This window comes from Cellulophaga omnivescoria, from assembly GCF_027915275.1.
Taxonomy (GTDB): domain Bacteria; phylum Bacteroidota; class Bacteroidia; order Flavobacteriales; family Flavobacteriaceae; genus Cellulophaga; species Cellulophaga omnivescoria.
The window spans coordinates 2,123,924-2,149,432 of record NZ_CP115819.1; the positions used below are offsets into that span (position 1 = coordinate 2,123,924).

Consider the following 25,509-nt stretch of genomic DNA (forward strand, 5'->3'; position numbering starts at 1 on the left):
TCTTTTTTTACTAAAGGTTATTTATCCCAAGTGTAGTTTTTACTTTTTCCTTGTTTTACAATGGCAGAAATCATTGCATTTTCTAATTCGCCTTTGGCACCTTCTTTTTGGTTTTTAGCAATGTAAGCTTCACGTTTTTGGTTTGCTTCTTTAATTTGTTGCTGAATGTTTTCTCGTTCTTGTTTTTTAGTTTCAATAAAAGCCTCAATTTCTTTGTTAGTTTTATTTTGTAGTTCTTTTGGTAGTTGCTTTTTCTCTATCTTAGATACATTAAAGTTTTTGTTTTTAGAAGCATCCACTAAATCCCAAGAAGCATTGTTATACAATCTAGAGCTTTTGCTTACTGCTCTTTTTACCATAACAGCTTCTTCCATTTCTGCAGCTTTATCATCTTGTACAGATTGTAATGCTATTTTAGAACTACCTAAACTACCGTAAGACACATATGTTTTGTTTAATTTTTTATTAAGCGTAATAATTACATCGTCATAAGGAGTATCTATGTGTATTACTTTTTTATTGTGGTTAATAACAATGTATTCTCCTCCTGTTAATTGTGCACCACTTTTCCAATGGCTATTTGCACCTTGGTTATAGTCTCCACAAAAAATGGTATTCACTATTATCCCTTTTTCTTTTGCGTCTAATGTGGCATCTTTATAGTTTATTTTACCTTGGTTAAAGGGTTCGTTGCCAGCAATAAATATCATTTTTAAGTTATCAGGGTTTTTGCCCCAATCTAAATCTTTAATAGAGGTGCTTATTGCTTCGCCACAATACTCATCTCCACCGTTGGTAGTTAAAGAAAATAGCTTTTCAGATATTTCATCCAAATCTGTACTAAAACCAATTACTTGTTTAATGTACCCGTCTTGCTTTTCTATACTGCTGTTTCCATATTCATATAATGCAATTTGTAATTGGGGTCTGTCTTCATTACCACATTTTACATAACTAAATTTATTTACTATATCCCAAAGCTGTGCCTTTGCTTGGTTAATTAATCCATCCATACTATTACTAGTGTCTAGTAACAAGGCTACTTTAACTACATTTTTATCAGGCTTTTTAGTTTCTACAAAAGCTTGTGTGGCTAAAGTTATTTCCTTTTTATTTTTTGCCTCGCAACTTAAAGTGCTCCCTACAAAAAAGGTTAGTAATGCTATGCCTGCTATTTGTTTTACATTTTTCATCTTGCTTATTTTTATTTGTTACAGGGTAAAAGTATTTTTAATGTTTGCAATTAAAAACAGGTAATGAGGGAACTAGTATTTTGAGTGAGTAAACAAACCTGTAAACTTTGTAAGCCTGTTTAAAGCACTAGTTTTTATGGTTAAAGCAGCATTTTCACATTTTTTATAGTCAAATAAAACAACTAAGTTTACCATATCTAATTTTAAAAATGAAGTTAAAAAAGCACATACTATTTTTATTGTTGTTTGTAACAGCAATTGCTTTTTCTCAGGTAAATACTGGCAAAAAACTAACTATAAAAGGCACGGTAAAAACTAAAGAAAAAAGAAACCCTATTTCTGGTGTAGAGGTGTCTGCAACCAGTGGCAGTGTTGTATATACAGATGCTTTTGGAGCCTACCGCATAAAAGCAGAAGTTGGAGATTATTTACTGTTTAAAAGTCTTGATTTTGAGACCGTAGAATATCGTATAAAAGATGACGAGGATGTAGACGTTTTAGTAGAAGGTTTAGATGAAGATGTGCAACTAAGCAAAAGTGCTTTGCATAAAATATACATAGACTCTGCCAAGCAATTTAAAAAAACAGATATAGGTAAAAGTATAGACTATATTAGGCTTTCTTTAGAGCAATTAGGAAAAAGAGGTAATAACAAAGACCGTGCAATGTCTTTTTTATTATTAGGTGAAATTTATGAATACCATAAGCAGTATGATTTGGCCGTGGAGAATTACTCAGAATCTTTAACTTATAATACAATTAGTGATTCTCAATTAAAATTAGCAAATGCTTACTTATTAAATAAAAATTATAATAAGGCTCAAGTGCTGTATGCTAAATTATTAGAGAACAATAAGCTGTCCGTTTATCAAAAAATAGTAATATATGAGGGTTTGGGTGATGCTTACAAAAGTTTAAAAAATACCAAGCAAGCAGTAGAAAACTATACAAAAGGATTAAAAATAGCCCAAAAAGAACTGGTAAAACCTAAAATTACAGATTTAAATACTAAAATAGCAGAGGCTTATGGTGATGCAAACCAGACCGAAGAGGCTGTAGGTTATTTTAAAAATTCTTTAAAATCTGCCGAGTCAGAAGCACCAGAGCGCGCACTAGAAATTAGTGAAAAGGCAGCAGATTTTTATAATAAAAATAGTTTGTATAATGAGGAAATGAAATTGCGCCAACAAAGTTTGGAAGATATACAACTCCTAGAAAACTCTGCTAAGAAAAAAACAGTTGCAAGAAGTGCTACATTAGATAAAGTTGAAGTGCCTATAACTAGGCAGCGTATTAACTATAAAATTGCCAATAATTTAATTGTACAAGATAAGTTAGACGAGGCAATCCCATATTTAGAAGAAAGTATATATGAGGCAGCCATTGAAGATGATTTTGTAGTGCAAAAGGACGCAACACGTAAGTTATCGGAGGTGTATGATGATAAGGGAGATTATGCTAGAGCTTTAGAAACCTATAAAAAATATGCAGCTGTTGCAGATACTTTATATGCCCGTAAAGAGCAAGAAATATCTAGAGCAGAACGCTTAAGCAAACAAATAGCAGAAAAACAAAATCGTATTACTGGTTTAGAAAAAGATAAAGAATTGTACGAGAGTAAATCTAGCTTAGCGCAAACGAAACAAGATTTAGATACAACAACATCTACTAAACAAAAAATATTAATTTATGCTTTAGTTTTAGGAATGTTTTTATTGGGTGTTGCAGCTTTCTTCTTTTACAGAAGTAACAAGCAGCAAAAGTTAGCTAACAACCTTTTGGCCTTAAAGTCATTGCGGTCACAAATGAATCCCCATTTTATTTTTAATGCTTTAAACTCTGTAAACAACTACATTTCTAAAAATGATGAGCGTAGTGCTAATCGTTTTTTAAGTGAATTCTCAACCTTAATGCGTGCCGTTTTAGAAAACTCTGAAGAAGATTTTATACCCTTAACAAAAGAATTAGAGTTGCTAGAGTTGTATGTGAAATTAGAGCATTCTCGGTTTCCAGATAAATTTAATTACTCCATAACAACAGATCCAAATATAGATGTTGCTGCATTTAAAATTCCGCCTATGTTGCTACAACCTTATATAGAAAACGCCATTTGGCACGGCTTGCGTTACAAAAACGAATTAGGATATTTAAACATCAACCTAAAACAAAAAAATAAAGAGGCCATAGAAATTACTATAGAGGATAATGGTATTGGTAGAAAAAAATCTGCCGAGTTAAAAACACAAAATCAAAAAAAGCAACGCTCCAAAGGAATGGGTAATATTAAAAAAAGAGTTGCTATTTTAAATAGTATGTATAAAGATAAAGTAGCTGTTGTAATTACAGATTTAACTAGTAATGGCATAGGAACAAAAGTTACATTAACCTTAAAAAAGGACTAATAGTAGTCTTGTATTAAAAATAAGGAATATGAAATTAAATGCAATAATTGTTGAAGACGAAGCTAATAGTAGAGAAATTTTAACTAACTACTTAACTAAATATTGTCCATCTGTAAACTTGTTAGGAGAAGCTTCATCTATAAAACAAGGTTTAGAGTTAATTAAGAAACACCAACCCGATTTAATTTTTTTAGATGTAGAAATGCCTTTTGGTAATGCTTTTGATTTGCTAGACCAGGTGCCAAACAGAACTTTTGAAACCGTTTTTGTTACTGCCTATAATCAATATGCTATGGAGGCTTTAAACAGCCACGCCGCATATTATTTAATGAAACCCATTAATATAGATGAACTAATTAAGGCCGTAGATTATGTAGGTGAAATTAGAAGCAAGGAAAATGCTTTAGAAGACCAAATTTTACAACCAAAAACAAATAAAATAGACGGTAAAATAACACTGCCACAACAAGATGGTTTTCAGGTTTTAAATGTTGCTGATATTCTTTTTTGTAAGGCAGATGATAATTATACTGAAATTTACCTAGAGAATAAAAAGATATTAGTGAGCAAAACACTAAAGTATTTTGAAGAAGCAATGGAAGATTTTCCGTTTGCACGCATCCATAAATCTTACCTTGTTAACGTAAATGCAATAACTAAATATAAGAAAGGTAAAGGCGGTAGTGTAGTTTTGCATAATGGCAAAGAGTTGCTGGTTTCTGCATCAAAAAAGAAAATACTTTTATCTTATTTTGAATAAAATAAAAAAACAAACTGATATATGATAGTTAAAGAAGTAAACGGGAAAGCACCTAAAATTGGGGAAGATTGTTTTATTGCAGAAAATGCAACTATTGTTGGTGATGTGGTAATGGGTAAACAATGTAGTGTTTGGTATAATGCTGTATTACGTGGTGATGTACATTTTATAAAAATGGGAGATAAAGTAAACGTACAAGACGGTGCAGTTGTACATTGTACTTACAAAAAGAGTCCTACTACAATTGGTAATAACGTCTCTATTGGTCACAATGCAATTGTGCACGGTTGTACTATTAAAGATAATGTTTTAGTAGGTATGGGAAGTATTGTAATGGATGATTGTGTGGTAGAAAGTAATAGTATTATAGCCGCAGGTGCTGTGGTTACAAAAGGAACACATATCCCTTCTGGAACGGTATTTGCAGGTATGCCAGCAAAGAAGATAAAAGACATAAGCATAGAATTAAGCGAGGGTGAAGTAAACCGTATCGCTAATAATTACGTAACTTATTCTAGTTGGTTTAAGGACAAGGAATAAACTTTGGTAAAAGCAATATGCGTTCTACATAAGTTTACTTATTTTTGTCAATCAACTTAAAAATAAAAAAAATGAATGCATATATATTTCCTGGTCAAGGAGCACAGTTTGTAGGAATGGGGTTAGACCTTTATGAAAAGTACCCTTTGGCACAAGAATTATTTGAAAAAGCTAACGATATTTTAGGATTTCGTATCACAGACATTATGTTTGAAGGTACGCCAGAAGACTTAAAACAAACAAAAGTTACACAACCAGCTATATACTTACACTCTGTAATTATGAGTAAGGTTATGGGAGATGCTTTTAAACCAGATATGGTTGCTGGTCACTCTTTAGGAGAATTTTCTGCCTTAGTTGCAAATGGCACATTAACTTTTGAAGACGGTTTAAAATTAGTGTCTAAAAGAGCAATGGCAATGCAAAAAGCTTGTGAAATGCAATCTAGTACAATGGCAGCGGTATTAGGCTTAGAAGATGCTGTTGTAGAAAAAGTTTGTGAAGAGATTGATGGTGTTGTTGTTGCTGCAAATTATAATTGCCCTGGTCAATTGGTTATTTCAGGAGAAGTAGAAGCAATAAACACAGCTTGCGAAAAGTTAAAAGAAGCAGGAGCTAGGAGAGCATTGTTATTGCCAGTTGGTGGCGCATTTCATTCTCCATTAATGGAACCTGCCAGAGAAGAATTAGCTGCGGCAATAGAAAACACTATTTTTAGTGAGCCAAGTTGTCCAATTTACCAAAATGTACCTACTACAGCGGTAAAAAGTGCAGAAGAAATAAAAAAGAACTTAATATCACAATTAACAGCTCCTGTAAAATGGACACAAAGTGTACAAAATATGGTTGCAGATGGCGCAACTTTATTTACTGAGGTTGGTCCTGGTAAAGTTTTACAGGGATTGGTGAAAAAAATTAATAGAGCATCAGAAACTACTTCGGCAGAATTAGCTTAAATACCTCAAAATAAATAAGTAAAGTTACTGGCAATAACTGTTACTGAGGGGTAAAATATGTCCTTTGTCGATTATGTTTATCGACGAATGGCATTTTGGTTAATATTGTAGTCTATATGTTATAAATTATAGTTGAGTAACACTATCTATAAAAAAAATGAAAATTAAACTACTAGGCAATTTTATATGTATTACTAAACACAGGAGATTATGTCTTTTAGTGTTCTTCTTTTGTTTTAGTTTTTTAGCTATAGGACAACAAGTTTCTGTGCAGAGTATTACTAACGCAGAAGAAGCAGGGCAAGTACCTGGTAGGTTTAGGATCACCAGAACAGGAAATACATTTACGGGTTTGCGTGTAAATTTTACCGTTACAGGTACAGCTACAAACGGAACAGATTATAGCTCAGTAGGAGGTGCTATTTTAATTCCTATTTTTAGTAGCAGTGCAGATTTAGATATAGATGGTATTGTAGATGATACTTTGATTGAAGGAGATGAAACTATAATTATAACAATTTCAGAAAACTCAAACTATACCATAAATCCTTTAGCGGGTTCCGCTAGAATAGCAATTATAGATAATGAGCCAGTTTGTGCCACAACTCCTAATGCGCCGGAGTTTAGAACAGGAGAAGAAACTACTTTTTGTGATAGCTTTACTAAAGACTTAAATGATTATGTATCTAGTGCTACACCCTCTGGTACTGTACTTACGTGGAGTAGTAGTGATGATTTGTTAGATGATTCTTCATATTATGATAGTTCTATAATAGGATTTTCTGGTGAGTTTTATGGTTTTTATTTAGATGAAGCAAATGGTTGTGTTAGTCCACCTTTAAAAATTACAATTGTTCAAAATAATAGTCCAACTGTTACTGGAACTTCTGCATCTAGGTGTGGAGAAGGTTCTGTAACATTATCAGGAACCACTACAGACGGTACATTACGTTGGTATAATGCTGAAACAGGTGGTACATTAGTACACACAGGATTAAATTTTGACACTCCGTCTTTAACAACAACTACATCTTATTACGTAGAGGCAACAGCAAATGGTTGTACCTCTGCAAGGGTAGAAGTTATTGCTACTATAAATCAACAACCATCTTCAGGTACTGGTACAGACGCTACGGCTTGTTCTTTGCCAGGTAATGGTAGAGTTACAGTAGTAAATTTAGATGATCAATTAACAGGCGCAGATACTGGTGAGTGGACATTAACTTCGCAACCTGCATCTAGTTCTATTACTATAGATGCAAATAGTGTAGATTTTGCAAATCAGCCACTAGGAGAATATCAGTTTACATATACAACTACTGGTTTTGTTACTCCTTGTGAAGCAGAAACAACTAATATAACTATTACGGTGTTAGATTGTGCTCCTACAGATACAGATTTGTCTGTAACAAAAACAGTAAACAGAGATGAGGTTTTTACTGGCGAAGATGTGGTTTTTACAATTACAGTAGAGAACTTAACTGGTGATCCGGTAACTGATATAGAAGTTACAGATGTTTTAGATGCTACAACTGGTTTTGAGTATGTTTCTAATGTTGCTGAAATAGGCAGTTTTAATAGTGCAACAGGTATTTGGTCAATTGCAGAATTAGCAGCTGGTGAAAGTACCTCATTAGAAATTACAGCTACTGTTATAGATGGGGGTACACACATAAATACCGCAGAAATAACAAGTAGTAACCCTATAGATACAGAAACAACAAATAACCAGAGTTCTGTTACAGTAGGTATCAAACAAATAGATATGTCTGTTTCTAAAACTGTAAACAAAACTACCGCCACTGTAGGAGATGTAGTTGTGTTTACAATTACACTCACAAATGAGACAGATGGTTTAGTTACAGACATTAGCATTACAGATTTTTTAAATAATACCAATGGCTTTACATACGTATCTAATACAGCTACAGCAGGTAATTATAATGCTACAACTGGTATATGGTTTTTAGATGAGGTTTTAGGGAATGAAACTCAGGTTCTAGAAATTACAGCTATGGTTTTAGAAGAAGGTTCACACGTAAATACTGTAGAAATTACAGATTCTTTCCCTGTTGATGAGGCTAATGTAGATAATAATATAGCATCTGTTGCCATAAGTATAGAGCCAAGAAGTAATGACGAGTGCGGATTTTTATTTAATCAGTTTTCTCCTAATTCCGACGGTATAAACGATTTTCTTAGCATTAATTGTATAGAGACTTATCCAAATAATACTTTAACTATTTTTAATAGATTGGGTAGCGAGGTTTACAGCGCAACCAATTACCAAAACAATTGGGACGGTACTTGGAAAAAAGGGGACTTACCAAACGGAACTTACTTTTATGTTTTAGATTTGGCAGATGGTTCAGAAGTTAAAAAAGGATGGATTCAAATCATAAGATGATACAAAAACAAATGAAAAAATCCCTTCAGATATATAAATACATAGGCTTACTAATAGTGTTTTTTGTTAACGCTAATTTACACGCTCAAAAAGAGCCTCAGTATACACAGTATATGTATAATATAGGCAGCTTTAACCCTGCTTATGTTGGTAGTGTAGAGGATCCAGAAATTATAAGTTTGTATAGAACCCAATGGGTTGGTGTTCCTGGTGCACCTACCACAATACGCTTAGGAGCAAATATTCCTTTTTCTAATGAAAAAACAGGACTTGGTTTTAATGCATATTCAGACAAGTTAGGGCCAATGAGTCAGTCTTTAATAAATATATCATATTCCTATCAAGTAAAATTATCAGACAATGTAAAATGGTCTTTTGGTATAAATGCAGGAGCCTCAATTTTGGATATCGATTTTACAAAAGGAGATTTTGAATATGAGAATGAACCAGCAATACAAGATACACAGTACAATGAGTTTTACCCAATTATTGGCGCAGGTACATTTGTCTATGCAGACAATTGGTATTTAGGGCTTTCTGTGCCTAACTTGCTAACAAGTACGCTGTATAATGATGAGGTTGCTGTTATTGAAGAAGATAAAACTCAGGTTAACTTTATTGGTGGTGTTGTTTTTGATTTAAGTGATGAACTAAAGTTTAAACCAGCATTTTTGGTAAATTATATTACCGATTCTCCTTTAAACGTAAACTTATCTACTAATTTTTTAATTAGTGATTTGGTAACCGTAGGTGCATCATATAGGTTTAATAATGCGGTAAGTGGTTTAGCAGGTTTTCAAGTGTCTAACTCTATTTATGTAGGCTATTCTTATGATTATTCTACAAATGCATTTAAGAACTATAATGATGGTTCTCACGAGGTTATTTTAAAGTTTTATTTAGGTAGATCTGGAGGAGTAAAAAGAAACAAAGGTCCAAAAGACAATAAAAAGCCTAAACAAATAGATACACCAAGATTCTTTTAATACAAACAATATGAAATTTAAACTTAGCTTTTTACTTTTAAATTTAGTTGTACTATCTGTTTGTGCTCAAAATTTAAAATCGGCAGGAGATCGTTATTTTTTTCAGTATAAATATGAGCTAGCAGTTAAAGAATATGAAAAAGAAAGTAAAGAAACTGTACTCACTACGCAACAGTTTTTAAATTATGCTGAGGCATATTTTAATACAAAACAGTTCCAAAAAGCTTGGGATACTTATAAATTGATATTGGAAAGTGATGCCATTGTGTCTCCATTTCATTACAACAAAATGCTACGTAGCTTATATGCAATTTCTGGCAAAGATGAAATGAATAAGTATTTAGAAAACGATACTATTTTAAAAGAAGCATCTTGGGCAGAAAATGCAAAGTTTAATTTTGATATTGAAAATAAAAAAGACGTAGTACTACCTAACTATACTATTTTTAATGTTAAAGGTAATAGTATTGCGGCAGACTTCTCCCCATCATTTTACAAAGATAAATTACTTTTTACTAGTGATAGGGTGCTTACTATAACTAAGAAAAAAAAGAAAAAGGAAGAGAGAATATATTTAGATATTTATGAAAGTGAAATAGAGAACGATGGAGATATTACCAATGTAAAACCATTTGATAATATTCCTAAAGCTAACTTTCATGAAGCAACACCATACTATTCAGCTAGCTTAGATAAGTTATTTTATGTACTTTCTAATGAAAAAGATGGCGCAATGTTATACGATGAAAAAGGTAAAAATGCACTGTCTATAGCAGAAGTAGACCGTAACAATAGGTTTAATTTTATACTTAAGCACTTAAGTACTAGTTTTTATTATCCTTTTTACGATGCAAATTCTCAGCGTTTATATTTTGCTGCTAATTTTGAAGATAGTAGCTATGGTGGTACAGATATTTATTATGTAAATACCAGTAACGGACAAATTATGTCTGCGCCAATAAACTTGGGACCAAGGGTTAATACTCCTGGAAATGAAATTTCTCCTTTTGTTTTTGAAAATGGATTGTATTTTTCTTCTGATGTTTTTTATGGCTATGGCGGTATGGATATTTACAAGTCTAATTTAAAGGCAGATGGCAGTGCAGGTGTGCCAATAAATTTAGGAAAAGGTATTAACTCAGTTAAAGACGACTTTGGTTTTATTGTAAAAAACAATACTACTGGTGGTTTAGAAGGTTATTTTTCGTCTAATAGAGATGGAGGTAAAGGTAAAGATGATATTTATGGTTTTACAGTTGCAGAAAAGCCTAAACTAAACACCATTGTATTACAAGGAAAGACTTTAAATCCGTTAACTAATATTAGGGTTGCCAATGTAATTATAAAGGTGTTAGACCAAAACAACAAAGTTATAAAGGAACTAGAGTCTGCGGATGACGGTTCTTACGAAATAGAAGTGCCTTGGCAAGAAAAAATTACAGTAATAGCCTCAAAAAAGAAATACTCTTTATTTAGACAGTTTTATACAGCAGAAGATTTAAAAGATAAAAAACAGACCCCTATTTATTTAGATTTTGCCGATGATTTTGTTGTAGAAAAAGAAGGAAAAACAATGCTTAAGTTAAATAAGTTTGTGTTTAAAACCAAAAGCAGTAAACTTACACCAGACATTATAAAAGAGTTAGATAAGGCAATAACAATAATTAAAAAGTTCCCAGAGTTTAACCTTCAAATAGAATCGCATACAGATAGTAAGGGAGGTTCTTCTTCTAATTTTAGAGTCTCACAAGCTCGCGCAGACAATATAAAAAACTACTTGTTAAGTAATGGTGTACCTTCTAAAAATATTTTATACACCATTGGTTACGGAGAAGATCACGTACTAAACAAATGTGTAAATGGTGTGTATTGTATAGACTACTTTCACGCAGAAAACCGTAGGTGCAACATTGTTGTTTTAAATTATAAAGAGCTGTATTAATACAGCTCTTTTTTTGTAATTATAGTATGCTTAAATGTGTTTCTTATAGCTAGTTAAGTTTATTGAATATTACTATAACTTTTTTATGCTAATTAAACGGATACTTTTCTATATTTTCCTATATTTAATAATTCAATTAATTTTTATAGGGAATCATTCTTTAAAACATAGTTTTAAGAGCAAAAAATCACATATTTAGTAAATTTATTGTGTTTATGTTTTTAGTTCTTTTAGGTTGATGTGTATTATCATCAAACAAAATAACTATTGTTTTAATGATGTAATACTAGTTATTGGTAACCATAAGCACAAACAAATAACGTATGAGTAATTATCACATTAAGCATTTAGAGGAGTATTTTCAGGTATACCGAAAATCTGTACGTAACCCAGAAGCATTTTGGGAAGAAATAGCTGAAGAACATTTTTTATGGAGGAAAAAGTGGGATAATGTTCTAAGTTGGGATTTTTCTAAACCAGAGGTTAAATGGTTTGAAAATGCTAAACTCAATATTACGGAGAATTGTATAGATAGACATTTAACAACTAGAGGAGAAAAAACAGCAATTCTTTTTGAGCCTAACAATCCTAATGAAGAGGCACAGCATATTAGTTATTATGAGTTGCATAAGCGTGTTTGTAAAATGGCAAATGTGCTTAAAGAAAACGGTGTTAAAAAAGGAGATAGGGTTTGTATTTACTTACCTATGATTCCCGAATTGGCTGTTTCTTTATTAGCTTGTGCAAGAATAGGAGCTATACATTCGGTTGTTTTTGCTGGCTTTTCTTCTAATGCATTGGCAACAAGAATTAATGACTCTGACTGTAAACTTGTAATTACTTCTGACGGATCTTTTAGAGGTAAAAAATCCATTGATTTAAAAGGTATTGTAGATGTTGCTTTAAATGATTGCCCTGGGGTTAAAACTGTTTTGGTAGCAAAACGTACCAATGCAGAGGTTACAATGGTAGAAGGTAGAGATAAGTGGTTGCAACCACTGTTAGATGAAGCTTACGGAGATTGTGTGGCAGAAATTATGGATGCAGAAGATCCATTATTTATTTTGTATACATCTGGTTCTACTGGTACGCCAAAAGGTATGGTGCACACAACTGGTGGTTATATGGTATACACAGCGTATACATTTAAAAATATTTTTCAGTATAAAGAAAATGATATTTATTGGTGTACAGCAGATATTGGGTGGATTACTGGCCACTCTTACATTGTTTATGGTCCTTTAGCAAATGGCGCTACTACAGTAATGTTTGAGGGTGTGCCATCTTATCCAGATTTTGGACGCTTTTGGGAAGTTGTAGAGAAACATAAAGTGACTCAGTTTTATACCGCACCAACGGCTATTAGAGCTTTAGCAAAAGAAAATATGGATTTTGTAGAAAACCATGATTTATCTTCTTTAAAAGTTTTGGGCTCTGTAGGAGAACCTATAAATGAAGAAGCTTGGCATTGGTACAACAACAATGTTGGTAAAAATAATAGTCCTATTGTAGATACGTGGTGGCAAACAGAAACTGGTGGAATTATGATTTCTCCTATACCTTATGTTACACCAACAACACCTACATATGCAACGTTGCCTTTTATTGGTATACAACCTGCATTAATGGATGAAAAAGGACAAGAAATAAAAGGAAACCAGGTAGAAGGGCGTTTGTGTATTAAATACCCTTGGCCTTCTATTGCCAGAACCATATGGGGCAATCATGAGAGGTATAGAGATACCTATTTTTCGGCCTATAAAGACAAATATTTTACAGGTGATGGTGCCTTAAGAGATGGTGTTGGTTATTACAGAATTACCGGTCGTGTAGACGATGTTATTATTGTATCTGGCCATAATTTAGGAACCGCACCAATTGAAGATACCATAAATGAGCATCCGGCTGTAGCAGAATCTGCAATTGTAGGATTTCCGCATGATGTTAAAGGTAATGCATTGTATGGCTATGTTATTTTAAAAGAATTTGGAGAAACTAGAGATAGAGATAATTTACGCAATGAAATTAATCAGCAAATAACAGAACATATTGGGCCTATAGCAAAGCTCGATAAAATACAATTTGTCACTGGTTTGCCTAAGACTAGAAGTGGTAAAATTATGCGCCGTATTTTACGTAAAATAGCTTCTAATGATACGGGGAATTTAGGTGATATTAGTACGTTGCTAAACCCAGAAATTGTTAAGGAAATTATGGATAACTCACTATAAAACACAGTATGTAATTTAGACCGACTTTTTTATAGAGTCGGTTTTTTATACAATAATTTCTATATAACAATAGTACACCGCAAAAAGACTTAAAAATAAAATACCTGCATAGGTAAGCAACTTTAGCCATTTTTTCGGTTTGTCTTCGGACGCAACATCATCACTCATAACATTTTTTAAATTCATATAACCAACTATTGGAGCTACAATAAATGATACAAACGTAGCTAAGGCTACAACTTTGCCCATATTAGAATTAAAAAATACAATTACCCCTAAATTTATAACCGCAAGTACAAGTACGGCTAGCGTAAAGTAAGATTTACTGCGTTTATTTGTTCCTATAGTGTTATTATTTGTTTTGTTTTTTAGTTTTTGTAGTACATCAATACTAACTCTTGCTATAGCATCATGAGCCGTCATACAAGAACTAAACATAGTAGCAAAAGCAGCTGTAGCAACAAAAATGGTTGTCCACTCACCAATATGCACAGTAAATAAATTTATAAGCTGGTCTGCAAAACCAACAGCACTACTGCTCATTTCGGTATTTGTGCCATAAAGAGATAAGCACCCAATTGTCATAAAAAATATAGCAAGTATTGCAGTAATAATGTAGCCAAAGTTAAATTCAGACAATGCTTCTTTAAGGTTTAATTTTTTGCTAGTTAGTTTTTGCTTTTCAATAGTCCACATACTTAACCAGCTAGAAGTTTCTACGGCAGTAGGCATCCAACCCACTAAGCCAATAATAAATAAAATGCTGGTATTGCTAAAAAGTGTTGGAGGCTTAAAGTTGGCTACTTCATCAACCTTACCCTTAAAAACTACAATTACAGTAGTAACTAAAAGTGCAATTCCTAAAATAGATACTATAATTTTTAAAGACTTCTCTAAAAAAACATATTTACCAATAATTAATAGTGCAGATATAAAACCAAACAACACAAAAGCAACTAAATTTATTGATACATTTGTGAGCTTAAAAAGGTTTATTAATAGTCCGGATGTAACCAAGTACAAAGCAGCCAAAATGGTAAAGGTAGATACTAGCGTAATTAAGGCATAAAACCATAAGTAGCCTTTTCCCCTGTTTAAATAGCCTTCAATTAATGTTTTATTGGTAGCATTGGTATACCTAATTCCAAACTCAAAAAAAGGATATTTTAAAATGTTAGCCAGTACAATGGGTATTAACATAATCCAACCGTATTGTGCGCCAGCCTTTGTAGATAATACCAAATGCGATGTCCCAATTGCCATACTTGCAAAAAGTAACCCTGGTCCTAAATTTTTAAGTAAAGTTGTAATTTTTTGCATTGTAGTATGTACTATTCTATCACTATTTTTTCGCCGTAAAACTTGGGTTCTGTATTAAATATAATATCTAAAAATACTTTAACACGGGCCAAATATTCTCTTGTTTGTACTTTTAATCCGGCCTTGCCGTCTAAGTCTTTGGCATTAAAACCTACTGCAGTAAGTCCTTTTTTATCTGCAATATAAATAGCTCTTTCATTATGAAATTTTTGAGATATTACGGTAACATTGTTAAGTCCAAAAATAACGTGTGCACGTACCATAGAATCTAAAGTTCTAAAGCCCGCAAAATCTAAAAATATTTTTTCTTCAGGTATACCTTGCTTTATAAGCTCTTTTTTAAACGTATCTGGCTCGTTATAGTATTTAGTTCCATTATCTCCGCTTACTAAAACATAATCTATTTTTTTAGCCTGGTACAAAGCAACAGTAGCATTAATACGGTTTACGTAGTAAGGGTTAGGGCTTCCGTTTGTTAGTTTGTTGGTTGTGCCTAAAACCAAACCAACCTTATTGTGTGGTATGTTATTTACTGTAAAATATGTTTTGCCCTTAGCAGCATTTTTAATAACGCTATTAGAACAAAAAATTGCCAATAATGGCAATGCAATTAAAATACAAATGGATATGTAAATTTTTTTCCTCATACAAGTTAAAGGTACAAAATAGTGACTTAGAATTGATGAAAATAAAATTTTGTTAAACATACTTTTTAGTAAATTCAATATTTTAACTTTATTGGCATACTATGTGTTGTGTTATTTGTTAAAAATGATATAACTTTAATTCATTAAACCATAAGCTTTTGAAAAAAATAATAAGTTCTTTATTTGTCATACTACTAATTACTTCTTGTGCTAGTGTAAAAAAACACAACGAGCAAATAACCAAGTTACATAGTGTAAATGTACTTCATAAAGATGTTGATGTAGCCTATAGAAAACTACAAAAATTGCACCCTCAATTATACCTTTATACGCCAAAAAACGAGTTAGATGCAAAGTTTTTGGCTTTAAAAAGTAGTATTACAGAACCAATGACTACTTATGCCTTTTATGAAAAATTGGTTCCTGTTGTAGCAGAGGTTAAACAAGGACATGCAGGTATTTCGGTGCCAACAAAAAAGTACACACGTAAAGAAAGAAAAGCTCAAAATAAGCTAAAAAATGAATGGTCTTATTTAAGGTTTGAAAACGTAGAAGATGCTGTTTTGGTTAAAAATACTCTTGGAGAAGACAGTACAATGGTAGGAAGCAGAGTGGTAAAGTTAGGAGATGACTCTATTGATGACTTACTAAATAAGTACAAAACTTATTTTTCTTCAGACGGGTATAACACAACTTTTCATGATAAATATGCTGCGCAGAAACTAGCCAGATATTACTATCAAGACAAAGGAAGATTAGATAGTTTAATGGTTACATTTTCTAAAAATGATAGTTTATACACTAAAGTTTTTAGGAGAATACCAAGAGACTCTACAAGGTTCCCTAAAGCAAAAAAAGATAGTTTAAAGGGACAAAAACCAATCAAAAAAACAAAAGAAGAGCGTAAACTTGCTTCAAAAAAGTTAAAGAAAAAGCTAAAGAATTATCATAAATACGGGTATAGTTATTCTGAAAAATATTACAACAGAAATTTAGATTTTATAGGTGCAGATAGTAGCGTTGCCTATATGAAAATTAGAAGCTTTACAAGAGGTGATTACGAAGCTTTTTATGAAGAGGCTTTTAAAAAAATAGACTCTGCAAAAACTGAAAATTTAATTATAGATTTACGTGATAATGGAGGTGGTAGATTGGTAGAAATTCACGATTTATATTCTTATTTAGCAAAAGAAGAATTTAAATTTATTGAAGAAGGAGAGGTAAACACAAGATACCCAATTATAAAGTCTTATATGTCTCGTAATAAAACAATTTATGGAGCAGCATACAAGTCTTTATTTGTGCCATTTGTATTTTTTAAAGAAGTTTTTAAAGCACGCAAAAAAAATGGCAAGTTGGTATATAAGTTTAAGGAAACTAAAGTAGCAGAGCCTAAAGAAAATAATTATAAAGGTAACGTGTACGTATTAATAAATGGCCGTTCTTTTTCTGCATCTTCTGTGTTTTCTAATGTTGTAAAAGCACGTAAAAGAGGAGTTATTGTTGGTGAGGAAACAGGCGGAGCTTACAATAGTACTGTAGCAGGTCAAACAAAATATGTAAGACTACCAAACTCTAAGTTAATGCTGTACTTTGGGTTAATGGTTTTAGAAACGCCTTATAAAACCACGGTTAAAGGGTATGGTGTTAAACCAGACGTTGCTATTACACCAACCTTAAAAGACCGTGAAAATAATTTTGACCCAGAGTTAGAGTGGATTTTAAATACAATAAACAAACAATAATTTTAATTAAAGGAATACAAAACAGATGTTCTACAACGGTAAACAAGTGTTTTGCAACATTAATTATGCATTTTTTTTATAAGCGTTTAGTTTTGATAATAAATAACTAAACCCCAATCAAAAAAATGAAAAAGATAGCATTACTAATTGCGTTTGCAGTAATTACTGTAAACTTATCTGCCCAAGAAGGATTAAAAATAGGTATACAAGGAGGTATTCCTTTAGATGATTTTACAGATAAAGTAAGTTTAATGGTTGCAGCAGATGTTGGCCATATGTGGGCTTTAGGAGAAGTGGTAGATTTAGGTGTAACAGCTGGTTACATACACGGCTTTGCAGAAAAATACCATACAGATTTAACAGAAGATTTACCTGATATTCAGTTTTTAAAGGCGGCTGCTTCAGTACGTGTATGGACGTCCAATTCTTTTTCTTTTGGAGCAGATTTAGGTCAAGGTTTTGGACTAAATGATGACATTGATGGTGGCTTTTATTACAGGCCTCAAATAGGTTATTTAATGGGAGAAAGTACCGAGCTAAATTTGTCTTACACTGGCATACAATTAGGTAATAATACAGAGTGGTCTACAGTAACTATAGGAATATTGCATACTATAAAAACCATAAAGAGATTTTAATAAAAACACCCCACAATACAAACACTTGCGTTTGCTTTAAATAGGTACAGCGTAAGTGTTTTTTATTTCTCCCATTACAAATGTACTGTGTGTACTACCTACACTTTTTACAGAGCCTAAACCATTTAACACAAAATCTTGGTAATGCTTCATATCTTTTACTTGTACTTTAAGTAAAAAATCAAAATCTCCAGATATATTGTAACACTCTGTTACTTCTTTTATAGACTTAATTTCTTTTACAAAGTTGTGTCCTATATCTTTTGTGTGCTGTTTTAGTTTAATATTACAAAAAACAGTTAACCCCTTCTCTAACTTTTCAGCATCTAAAACGGCAACATATTTTTTTATATACCCGTTTCTTTCTAATCTTTTTATGCGTTCAAAAACAGGAGTTGTAGATAAATTTACCTTATTAGCAAGCTCCTTAGAGGTTAGGTTTGCATTTAATTGTAGTAATCGCAAAAGTTGTACGTCTATCTGATCTAAATTACTCATAGAAAATTTGTCTAAAAGTTGATAAAAAACAAATGTATAAAAGATTATTATTCTTTTTACTATATTATTTGTAGTTCTTATTTCTAAATTTTGTAAGTTATTTAGCTTAAATATTTATTATACTAACCTTTGCATAGAATAATAAATTTACAATGCTATGAAAACTAATGTTTTAGGTTACCCAAGAATTGGAGCTAAAAGAGAGTTAAAAAAAGTAAGCGAGAAGTACTGGAAAGGTACAGCTACTAAAACCGAATTGCTAGAAATGGGTAAGCAATTAAAACTTTACAATTGGAAATTAATGCAAAAGGCAGGAGTAGATCTTATTCCGTCTAACGATTTTTCTTTTTACGATCAAGTTTTAGATGCTACCTTAACCTACGGTTGTATTCCTGCAAGATATCAGACAATAAAAGAAAAAGAGTCTAAACTAGATCTGTATTTTGCAATGGCAAGAGGCTTACAAAATAATGAGTTTGATGTTACTGCTATGGAAATGACTAAGTGGTTTGATACCAATTACCATTATTTAGTGCCAGAGTTTACAGCTAATCAAGATTTTGAATTATTCTCTTTAAAACCTGTGGAGGAGTTTAAAGAAGCATTAGCACATAACATTACCACAAAGCCAGTAGTATTAAGTCCGGTTACTTATTTGCTTTTAGGAAAGGAAAAAGAGGAGGGCTTTAATAAAATAGATTTGTTAAACAATTTGTTGCCTGTATTTTTTGAGTTGATAACAGAGTTAGTTGCAGCTGGGGCAACACACGTGCAATTAGATGAACCTTGTTTGGCATTAAACCTTACAGATACAGATAGGCAGGCAGTAACTAAATTGTATACCCAATTAGCCGATAAGTTTCCTGACTTAAAAATTATTTTAACTAGTTATTTTGATTGTTATGGAGATAATTTAGAAACCGTACTTCAGTTACCAGTATACGCTTTACATTTAGATTTGGTACGTTGTTCTTTACAGTTAGATGATGTTTTTGATGCAGCTAATTTTAAGAATGATAAAATACTTAGTTTAGGCTTAATTGATGGGCGAAACATTTGGAAAAACAATTTTGAAGAAACCTTAGCAACTGTAAAAAAGGTTGAAGAGAAAATAGGAGAAGAGAATGTTTGGTTAGCAACATCTTGTTCTTTACTACATACGCCATACGATTTAGATTTAGAACAGAATGAAGAAACACTACCAGCTAGTGTAAAGCAATGGTTGGCTTTTGCCAAGCAAAAAGTAGATGAGTTGGTTACACTAAAAAAACTGGCTACAGGAAATGCTAGTAAAGATGTAGCAGCTAAATTATTAAATAATAAAAGAGCCCATAGGGCAAAAAAGGAATCTTCAGTAATACATAATGCTGCGGTAAAAGCAAGAGTTAGTTTTTTAACTGAAAATGATAGTTTGCGTAATGCAGAGTTTTCATCACGTCAAAAAATACAAAAAAACCAACTAAAATTACCTGCATACCCAACAACAACTATAGGATCTTTTCCGCAGACAAAAGAGGTAAGGAGTTGGCGATCTAAATTAAAGAAAAAAGAACTTAGTTTAGATGCTTATAACGAACTTATTAAGCAAGAGATTGAAGAAACCATACGTTTTCAGGAAAAAATAGGGTTAGATGTACTTGTGCACGGTGAGTGTGAGCGTAATGATATGGTAGAGTATTTTGGAGAAAAACTAGAAGGGTTTGCAATCTCTAGTTTTGGTTGGGTGCAGAGTTATGGTAGTAGGGCAGTAAAGCCTCCAATATTATTTGGAGACGTGTCTAGACCTGTACCAATGACAGTTAATTGGTCTGCCTATGCACAGTCTTTAAGTTCTAAAGTAGTAAAGGGTATGTTAACAGGGCCGGTTACTATTTTACAATGGTCTTTTGTACGTAATGACCAGCCAAGGTCTGAAACCTGTAAGCAAATAGCCTTAGCAATTAGAGATGAGGTTGTAGATTTAGAAAATGCAGGTTTACAGGCTATTCAAGTAGATGAACCAGCTATTAGAGAAGGTTTACCATTACGAAAAGAATATAGAGATGCATATTTAACTTGGGCTGTAGAGAGTTTTAAAATAGCAACTTCTGGAGTGGCAGATAAAACACAAATACATACGCATATGTGCTATTCTGAGTTTAATGATATTATAGAGCATATTACAGCCTTAGATGCAGATGTAATTACTATAGAAACCTCTAGATCTAAAATGGATTTATTAAACGTGCTTGTAGATTATAAATATCCTAATGAAATTGGTCCTGGTGTTTATGATATACACTCGCCACGTGTACCTACATTGCAAGAGATAGAAGATCTTTTAGAAAAAGCAAGTAAGTTACTGCCAACAGACAATATTTGGGTAAATCCGGATTGTGGATTAAAAACTAGAGATTGGCCAGAAACAAAAGCTGCCTTAGAGAATTTGGTAGCTGCAGCAAAAACAATGCGTTCTAAATTACAAACGGCTTAATAAACGAGCTGTATAAAAAAAGCCTTTAGTATTGCTAAAGGCTTTAATTTTTTTAGTTTTTGGTAAGTAGTTCGTTAATTACTTCTGTAAGCTTACCTTTATCTGTAATGTATTTTTCTAGGTTTACTATTTCTACTTTTCTAAAATCTACAGGATGACTCTCACTTTGTAAAGAGATGCTACCACTAGTTAATGGTTTTCCTTCTTTGGCTCCGTTTACAGGATCTAGTTGAGGTTTTGTATAACGCAGCACTTCTTCACCATTTACATAGTGTACTATTAAAGAATCTTTTAAAACCAAAGCTTCAACACGTACCCATTGGTCTCCGTGGTATGTTTTAGATGTAGATTTTGCACAGTGTTCTTGTATTATCTCATTATTAAAAACATACTGTGTGCCAGGTGTGCAAATATTAGCAGTTGGGCGGTCGTCTTTACCATTACCGCCTAAAAGTTGTACTTCTATAGAATTAGGAAAATCTTGCTCTACCGCCATTGTATTAGGAGATTGTCCGTGTATCATAATACCACTATTTCTAGTAGCCCAACCTTCACCACCTTTAGCTTGCTCACCTACAAACCTGTACTCTACACCTATTAAATATGCGCTGTATGGTTTTTTGTAAAATAAGTGTCCGTATTGCTGATTAAAATCTCCGTAGTTGTTATAACGAACTTGTATGTTGCCATCTTTTACACTAAACGTGTTTGCGTAGTTGTCATTTAAAGGGTGGTTTTTAATTTTTACTTGCCAGCCTTTAAGGTCTTTACCGTTAAAAAGTTGTTTCCATTTTGGTTTGTTATTATTGCAACTTGCTAGTAATAAAACGGCACACAACAGTAGGCTAAAACTTTTATTCATCATAATTGGTAGTTATTTAGGATTTGCTAAAATATAAATTTAGAGCAGAGTTGTAATTAATATGATGTTAAATCTGTAGAAAAAAACCTACGATACAGTTTTTAGGTAGCTAGTGTATTCTAGCATAAACTAATTTATTTAATGTATTTAAGAGCTTTTTCAATTTCTTTGGTTATTATCAAAATATCCTTTTCATTAGTACGCCAATTAACAAAAGAAGCTCTAACTCCTTTAGTATTTCTATATACTGTTGGTGTCATATACACTTTACCTTCTTTGTTAAGTTCGGTTATAAAAAGAGGTATTTTATCTTGTTTATTTTTATCCTTTAAAGAAAAACAAACATTGTTTAAACGTGTTGGAGTTAGTAGTGTAAGCTCTTCATTTTGTAAGATAAATTCTTCTAACTTTTGTGCCATGTTAACTGAGTTTTCTACAATGTCTTTGTAGCCATCTTTACCGTAAGCAATAAGAGAAAACCAAGCAGGTAACGCTCTTAATCTTCTGGAATTTTCTGGTAAAAAATTTAAATAATTAAAGTTTTCTGATGGGTCTCCTAAATAGGGTGCATTAGAATTTTGAAATGTTTCTAACTGTAATAAGTTATGTTTTTCTTTTACAAAAAATACAGCACTGTCATAAGGAACATTTAACCATTTATGGCAATCTATAGTAATGCTATCTGCGTTTTCCCAGCCTTTAACAAGGTGTCTGTATTTAGGAGAGCAAGATGCAAAAGCGCCAAAGGCACCATCAATATGCCACCAAAAATTATATTTTTTATGTAAGGCGTTTATAGCTTCAAAATTATCAAAATCTGCAGAATTTACGGTTCCTGCACTAGAGATAAGTATAAATGGTTTATTATTTAAGGTTTTAATTTTTACCTCTAAATCATTAATATTTATAGATTCTCTGTTACCTTCTTCAATTTTTATTTTTATAACATTGGCACTACCAATACCAAGCATAGATAAAGATTTTATAGCAGAAGAATGCGGCACTGCAGATAGTACATTTATGGTGCTGGTAATACCATTTTTTGCAAAATCTTTTCCTTCCTGTTTACCTATCCATTGTCTGGCTACTGCCAAACAAGTAAAGTTAGACATTGTAGCACCAGAGACAAATCCACCTAAAAAGTTATTAGGAAGATGAAATAAGTTTAGTAATAATTTTATGGTTTCTTGTTCTATTTGTACAGAAACATCACCTTGGGCAGTAGTTGTTTGTGGGTTTTGGTCATAAATGGTTGTTAGCCAATCTCCAATAACCGCAGCTGGTGTAGTGCCACCAACAACATAACCTAAATAGCGTGGGCCAGAAGAAGCAACAATTGTATGTCTAAATTTTTCATTAAATAATTTTAGAGTTTTTAATCCGCCTATGCCTTCGTTATTTAAGATTTTTTTAGACGTTTTTAATACAGGTAAACTTGTTTTTTCTAAGTCAACATTTTTAAAATATTCTGTTCCTTGCTCAGCTATTTTATGCAATAATTTGTCAAAACTATTAAAATCTTTTTCCAATAATTTGTTCATAATACAATGTGTTGTTTTGGTTATTTAACCAGGCTACTTAATAGTACACAAGTTAAAAAAACAAAACCACCTAAGTGGTGGTTTTTGTAATAGAATAATGACAATCTGTATTTCTTAATCTTCAATTTCTTTACCAACCGCAAAAGGCTCTAAAGATTCGTTTATTACATTTTCTGTAATGTGGTTAATATAATTACTTAAAGTTTTTAAGGATACACCAACAATAATTTCCATTATATTTTCTGGAGAAAAACCTGCATTGTAAAAAACTTCTAAATCATTTTTAGAAACGTTACCTCTGGTCTCTGTAATTTTTTTAGTAGTGTTTATAAGTACATCTAACCTAGTGTCTTCTAGCTGTTTTTGTTTGCGTATAGCATTTAAGGTTTTAGAAGCTACACCATTTGCTTTAGCGGCTCTAGTATGTGCAGCAGTACAATAATCACATTTGTTTACAACACTAGCAGCAAGTAATATTAGGTGTTGCTCACCAGCTGTAAAAGATGTAGTAGAAAATATTTTAAATAAACTGTTATACGCTTCTAAAGTTGCAGGTGCGCCAGCCATATATTTAAACAAGTTAGGCACAGCTCCGTATTTTTGCTCTCCGTATTTTAAGAGTTCTTTAGATGCTTCTGGAGCGCTTTCTATGCTATGCTTTGTAAAATTTTTCATTCTGCTCATTTTTAATTTTTAATAGAGCAAAGGTATGGCCGTGCACAACAATTGGCAATGGACAAAGGTTCACTTTAAAGAACTTCTGTATTCTGTAGGCGTTTGCCCAGTTTTGCGTTTAAATACTTTGCTAAAATAAAAATGATCTTCAAAGTTCATTTCAAAAGCTATTTCTTTAACGGTTTTATCTGTTTGTTTTAGTAATTGTTTGCCGTGTGTTATTTGCTTTTCTAATAAAACTTGACAAGGTGGTTGCAAATTCTTTTTTTTAGCAAGTTTACTTAAATACTTGGGTTTTAAACCAAGTTCTTTTTCGTAGAAGGAAATCTCGTGTTGTGTAATAAAGTGCTTATTTACTAATTCTGTAAAATGATCTAAAACATCCATTTACTATTTATTTTGGGGATTATAATTGATATGTTATTAAATATAAAGAATTTATTTGGGAGTAGCTTTGTTATTTCCATTTTGGTATACTCTATTAGAAAAACAGAATACTAAGTGCAAAATTAGTGTTGCAATTTTGCACTATGAAAAAGATAACAAACTTAGGAATATTTACCTTGTTATTGGTAAGTAGTTTAACCATAATGGTAGGTACCGTTATAGCGCCTTCTTTAACAGGAATTGTAGATAATTTAAATTTTGGTTTTTCGCCAGGTTGGTTAATAACATTGCCGTCTTTAGGTGTTGTGGTATTTGCTCCTATTGTGGGTAAACTTTTACATAAAAAAGGTTCTTTTATTATGTTGTGTTTGGGGTTGGTGCCTTATGCTTTTTTAGGCTTTGCTGGGGCGTATATTACAAACGACTATATTTTAATGCTAGACCGGTTTTTATTAGGTGCTGCTACAGTTGCAGTGCAAGTGTCTGTAACTTCTTTTATTGCAGATTTTTTTACGGGTGAAAAAAGAATGAAACTTATTGCTTGGCAAGGTATGTCTATAGAGTTAGGTGGTGTAATTTTTCTTTCTATTGGAGGTATACTTGGGCAGTGGCATTGGCAGTACCCATTTTTCCTATACCTTATTGCAATTATATGTTTGTTGTTAGTAGTAAAATCATTACCTAAGGCGGTTAAAAAAGACATAGCTGTAGCTACTCAAGATAAAAAAGAAGACAAACTAGCTATAAAAATCATTTTTTATGCCTCATTGCTTTCAATGGTATTGTTCTTTGTTAGTTTTGTTACTTTACCAATTTATTTGCCAAAATCTATTGGTTTTACAGAGTCTTATACAGGTTATTTTATGGCATTTATCTCTTTAGTAGCAATTGTAACGGCAAGTCAAATGCCAAGAGTAGTAAAAAAAATAGGAGATGGTTGCGTAGTTGCTTTAGGCTTTTTGTTGTTTATGTTAGGGTACATAACACTAGCCATAGTTGGCAGTTTACCTTTACTAATTTTAAGCGCAATATTTATTGGCGCAGGCTTTGGATTTACCATACCACTTTTAAACCACATGATGATAGAGGCTAGTGCTACAAAAAATTTAGGTAAAAATTTAGGTCTTTACTCAATGGGCGTTTTTGGTGGGCAATTTTTATCAACTTTTATAGAGTATATATCTGCAAATTATGCTATTGTATATGGTGTAGCGTCTTTATTAGCATTGGTTATTGGTATTTTACTTTACTATGCGTTTAAAAAAATAGAAGTACATAGCAAATAAGTATAGTATGCCTATATTTA

Annotated in this window: 20 protein-coding genes; 12 read left to right on the forward strand and 8 right to left on the reverse strand. The window is 32.2% G+C overall.

The window, feature by feature from the left end; genetic code table 11:
- Positions 1-17 precede the first annotated feature (17 nt).
- On the reverse strand, positions 18-1,193 hold the full coding sequence (locus PBN93_RS09420; protein WP_271080513.1) for a vWA domain-containing protein: 1,176 nt from the start codon (positions 1,191-1,193) through the stop codon (positions 18-20).
- Between the two features lie 209 nt (positions 1,194-1,402).
- On the opposite strand from PBN93_RS09420, the gene PBN93_RS09425 reads away from it, so the two are divergent.
- The 8 genes from PBN93_RS09425 to acs all read left to right on the forward strand — a co-directional run bounded on the left by PBN93_RS09425 (position 1,403) and on the right by acs (position 13,417).
- Positions 1,403-3,595, forward strand: a complete 2,193-nt coding sequence (locus tag PBN93_RS09425) for a histidine kinase (protein ID WP_077401927.1) — start codon at positions 1,403-1,405, stop codon at positions 3,593-3,595.
- A gap of 28 nt (positions 3,596-3,623) precedes the next feature.
- Complete coding sequence (locus PBN93_RS09430) at positions 3,624-4,355, forward strand: LytR/AlgR family response regulator transcription factor (RefSeq protein WP_077401931.1); 732 nt, start codon at positions 3,624-3,626, stop codon at positions 4,353-4,355.
- A 21-nt stretch (positions 4,356-4,376) separates the two neighbouring features.
- Complete coding sequence (locus PBN93_RS09435; protein ID WP_077401934.1) at positions 4,377-4,895, forward strand: gamma carbonic anhydrase family protein; 519 nt, start codon at positions 4,377-4,379, stop codon at positions 4,893-4,895.
- A gap of 71 nt (positions 4,896-4,966) precedes the next feature.
- The gene (gene fabD / locus PBN93_RS09440) at positions 4,967-5,851 is read left to right on the forward strand and encodes an ACP S-malonyltransferase (protein ID WP_077401937.1); all 885 of its coding nucleotides are present in this window, start codon (positions 4,967-4,969) and stop codon (positions 5,849-5,851) included.
- A gap of 157 nt (positions 5,852-6,008) precedes the next feature.
- Positions 6,009-8,258, forward strand: a complete 2,250-nt coding sequence (locus tag PBN93_RS09445; protein WP_271080514.1) for a T9SS type B sorting domain-containing protein — start codon at positions 6,009-6,011, stop codon at positions 8,256-8,258.
- Between the two features lie 11 nt (positions 8,259-8,269).
- The gene (locus PBN93_RS09450) at positions 8,270-9,244 is read left to right on the forward strand and encodes a PorP/SprF family type IX secretion system membrane protein (protein ID WP_271080515.1); all 975 of its coding nucleotides are present in this window, start codon (positions 8,270-8,272) and stop codon (positions 9,242-9,244) included.
- 10 nt (positions 9,245-9,254) lie between these two features.
- Entirely contained in the window at positions 9,255-11,186 is a 1,932-nt protein-coding gene (locus PBN93_RS09455) for an OmpA family protein (RefSeq protein ID WP_271080516.1), read from the forward strand.
- A gap of 323 nt (positions 11,187-11,509) precedes the next feature.
- Positions 11,510-13,417, forward strand: coding sequence for an acetate--CoA ligase (acs, locus tag PBN93_RS09460; RefSeq protein WP_077401946.1), 1,908 nt, complete (start codon positions 11,510-11,512; stop codon positions 13,415-13,417).
- Positions 13,418-13,462: 45 nt separating this feature from the next.
- On the opposite strand, the gene PBN93_RS09465 is transcribed toward acs, so the two are convergent.
- Positions 13,463-14,737, reverse strand: coding sequence for an NRAMP family divalent metal transporter (locus PBN93_RS09465; protein ID WP_271080517.1), 1,275 nt, complete (start codon positions 14,735-14,737; stop codon positions 13,463-13,465).
- Between the two features lie 11 nt (positions 14,738-14,748).
- Positions 14,749-15,384: a SanA/YdcF family protein gene (locus PBN93_RS09470; RefSeq protein ID WP_271080518.1), complete on the reverse strand. Its 636-nt coding sequence runs from the start codon at positions 15,382-15,384 to the stop codon at positions 14,749-14,751.
- A gap of 158 nt (positions 15,385-15,542) precedes the next feature.
- Here PBN93_RS09470 and PBN93_RS09475 point away from each other — a divergent pair, with 158 nt between their 5' ends.
- Positions 15,543-17,129, forward strand: a complete 1,587-nt coding sequence (locus tag PBN93_RS09475) for a S41 family peptidase (RefSeq protein ID WP_271080519.1) — start codon at positions 15,543-15,545, stop codon at positions 17,127-17,129.
- Positions 17,130-17,254: 125 nt separating this feature from the next.
- Positions 17,255-17,767, forward strand: a complete 513-nt coding sequence (locus PBN93_RS09480; protein WP_077401958.1) for a hypothetical protein — start codon at positions 17,255-17,257, stop codon at positions 17,765-17,767.
- A 36-nt stretch (positions 17,768-17,803) separates the two neighbouring features.
- On the opposite strand, the gene PBN93_RS09485 is transcribed toward PBN93_RS09480, so the two are convergent.
- A complete protein-coding gene (locus tag PBN93_RS09485) occupies positions 17,804-18,265 on the reverse strand; it encodes an Lrp/AsnC family transcriptional regulator (RefSeq protein WP_077401962.1) in 462 nt (153 codons plus the stop codon).
- A 157-nt stretch (positions 18,266-18,422) separates the two neighbouring features.
- On the opposite strand from PBN93_RS09485, the gene metE reads away from it, so the two are divergent.
- A complete protein-coding gene (gene metE, locus PBN93_RS09490; protein WP_271080520.1) occupies positions 18,423-20,738 on the forward strand; it encodes a 5-methyltetrahydropteroyltriglutamate--homocysteine S-methyltransferase in 2,316 nt (771 codons plus the stop codon).
- Between the two features lie 52 nt (positions 20,739-20,790).
- Here metE and PBN93_RS09495 read toward each other — a convergent pair whose 3' ends face one another.
- The 4 genes from PBN93_RS09495 to PBN93_RS09510 form a co-directional block, all read right to left on the reverse strand.
- Complete coding sequence (locus PBN93_RS09495) at positions 20,791-21,603, reverse strand: 3-keto-disaccharide hydrolase (protein ID WP_271080521.1); 813 nt, start codon at positions 21,601-21,603, stop codon at positions 20,791-20,793.
- Positions 21,604-21,734: 131 nt separating this feature from the next.
- Positions 21,735-23,141 (reverse strand): pyridoxal phosphate-dependent decarboxylase family protein, encoded by a 1,407-nt coding sequence (locus tag PBN93_RS09500; protein WP_271080522.1) that lies wholly within the window; start codon positions 23,139-23,141, stop codon positions 21,735-21,737.
- Between the two features lie 114 nt (positions 23,142-23,255).
- Positions 23,256-23,816: a carboxymuconolactone decarboxylase family protein gene (locus PBN93_RS09505; protein WP_171974481.1), complete on the reverse strand. Its 561-nt coding sequence runs from the start codon at positions 23,814-23,816 to the stop codon at positions 23,256-23,258.
- Between the two features lie 69 nt (positions 23,817-23,885).
- Entirely contained in the window at positions 23,886-24,203 is a 318-nt protein-coding gene (locus PBN93_RS09510) for a helix-turn-helix transcriptional regulator (protein WP_271080523.1), read from the reverse strand.
- Between the two features lie 143 nt (positions 24,204-24,346).
- Here PBN93_RS09510 and PBN93_RS09515 point away from each other — a divergent pair, with 143 nt between their 5' ends.
- Positions 24,347-25,489, forward strand: a complete 1,143-nt coding sequence (locus tag PBN93_RS09515; RefSeq protein WP_271080524.1) for an MFS transporter — start codon at positions 24,347-24,349, stop codon at positions 25,487-25,489.
- Positions 25,490-25,509: the final 20 nt, after the last annotated feature.

Bases quoted from the DNA above. Each gene is read 5' to 3' on its own strand.
- PBN93_RS09430 (WP_077401931.1), top strand. From the start codon at position 3,624: ATGAAATTAAATGCAATAATTGTTGAAGACGAAGCTAATAGTAGAGAA.
- PBN93_RS09435 (WP_077401934.1), top strand. From the start codon at position 4,377: ATGATAGTTAAAGAAGTAAACGGGAAAGCACCTAAAATTGGGGAAGAT.
- PBN93_RS09510 (WP_271080523.1), bottom strand. From the start codon at position 24,203: ATGGATGTTTTAGATCATTTTACAGAATTAGTAAATAAGCACTTTATT.
- PBN93_RS09425 (WP_077401927.1), top strand. From the start codon at position 1,403: ATGAAGTTAAAAAAGCACATACTATTTTTATTGTTGTTTGTAACAGCA.
- PBN93_RS09455 (WP_271080516.1), top strand. From the start codon at position 9,255: ATGAAATTTAAACTTAGCTTTTTACTTTTAAATTTAGTTGTACTATCT.
- fabD (WP_077401937.1), top strand. From the start codon at position 4,967: ATGAATGCATATATATTTCCTGGTCAAGGAGCACAGTTTGTAGGAATG.
- PBN93_RS09470 (WP_271080518.1), bottom strand. From the start codon at position 15,384: ATGAGGAAAAAAATTTACATATCCATTTGTATTTTAATTGCATTGCCA.
- PBN93_RS09485 (WP_077401962.1), bottom strand. From the start codon at position 18,265: ATGAGTAATTTAGATCAGATAGACGTACAACTTTTGCGATTACTACAA.
- metE (WP_271080520.1), top strand. From the start codon at position 18,423: ATGAAAACTAATGTTTTAGGTTACCCAAGAATTGGAGCTAAAAGAGAG.
- PBN93_RS09515 (WP_271080524.1), top strand. From the start codon at position 24,347: ATGAAAAAGATAACAAACTTAGGAATATTTACCTTGTTATTGGTAAGT.
- PBN93_RS09480 (WP_077401958.1), top strand. From the start codon at position 17,255: ATGAAAAAGATAGCATTACTAATTGCGTTTGCAGTAATTACTGTAAAC.
- PBN93_RS09500 (WP_271080522.1), bottom strand. From the start codon at position 23,141: ATGAACAAATTATTGGAAAAAGATTTTAATAGTTTTGACAAATTATTG.
- acs (WP_077401946.1), top strand. From the start codon at position 11,510: ATGAGTAATTATCACATTAAGCATTTAGAGGAGTATTTTCAGGTATAC.
- PBN93_RS09505 (WP_171974481.1), bottom strand. From the start codon at position 23,816: ATGAAAAATTTTACAAAGCATAGCATAGAAAGCGCTCCAGAAGCATCT.
- PBN93_RS09445 (WP_271080514.1), top strand. From the start codon at position 6,009: ATGAAAATTAAACTACTAGGCAATTTTATATGTATTACTAAACACAGG.
- PBN93_RS09495 (WP_271080521.1), bottom strand. From the start codon at position 21,603: ATGATGAATAAAAGTTTTAGCCTACTGTTGTGTGCCGTTTTATTACTA.
- PBN93_RS09465 (WP_271080517.1), bottom strand. From the start codon at position 14,737: ATGCAAAAAATTACAACTTTACTTAAAAATTTAGGACCAGGGTTACTT.
- PBN93_RS09450 (WP_271080515.1), top strand. From the start codon at position 8,270: ATGAAAAAATCCCTTCAGATATATAAATACATAGGCTTACTAATAGTG.
- PBN93_RS09420 (WP_271080513.1), bottom strand. From the start codon at position 1,193: ATGAAAAATGTAAAACAAATAGCAGGCATAGCATTACTAACCTTTTTT.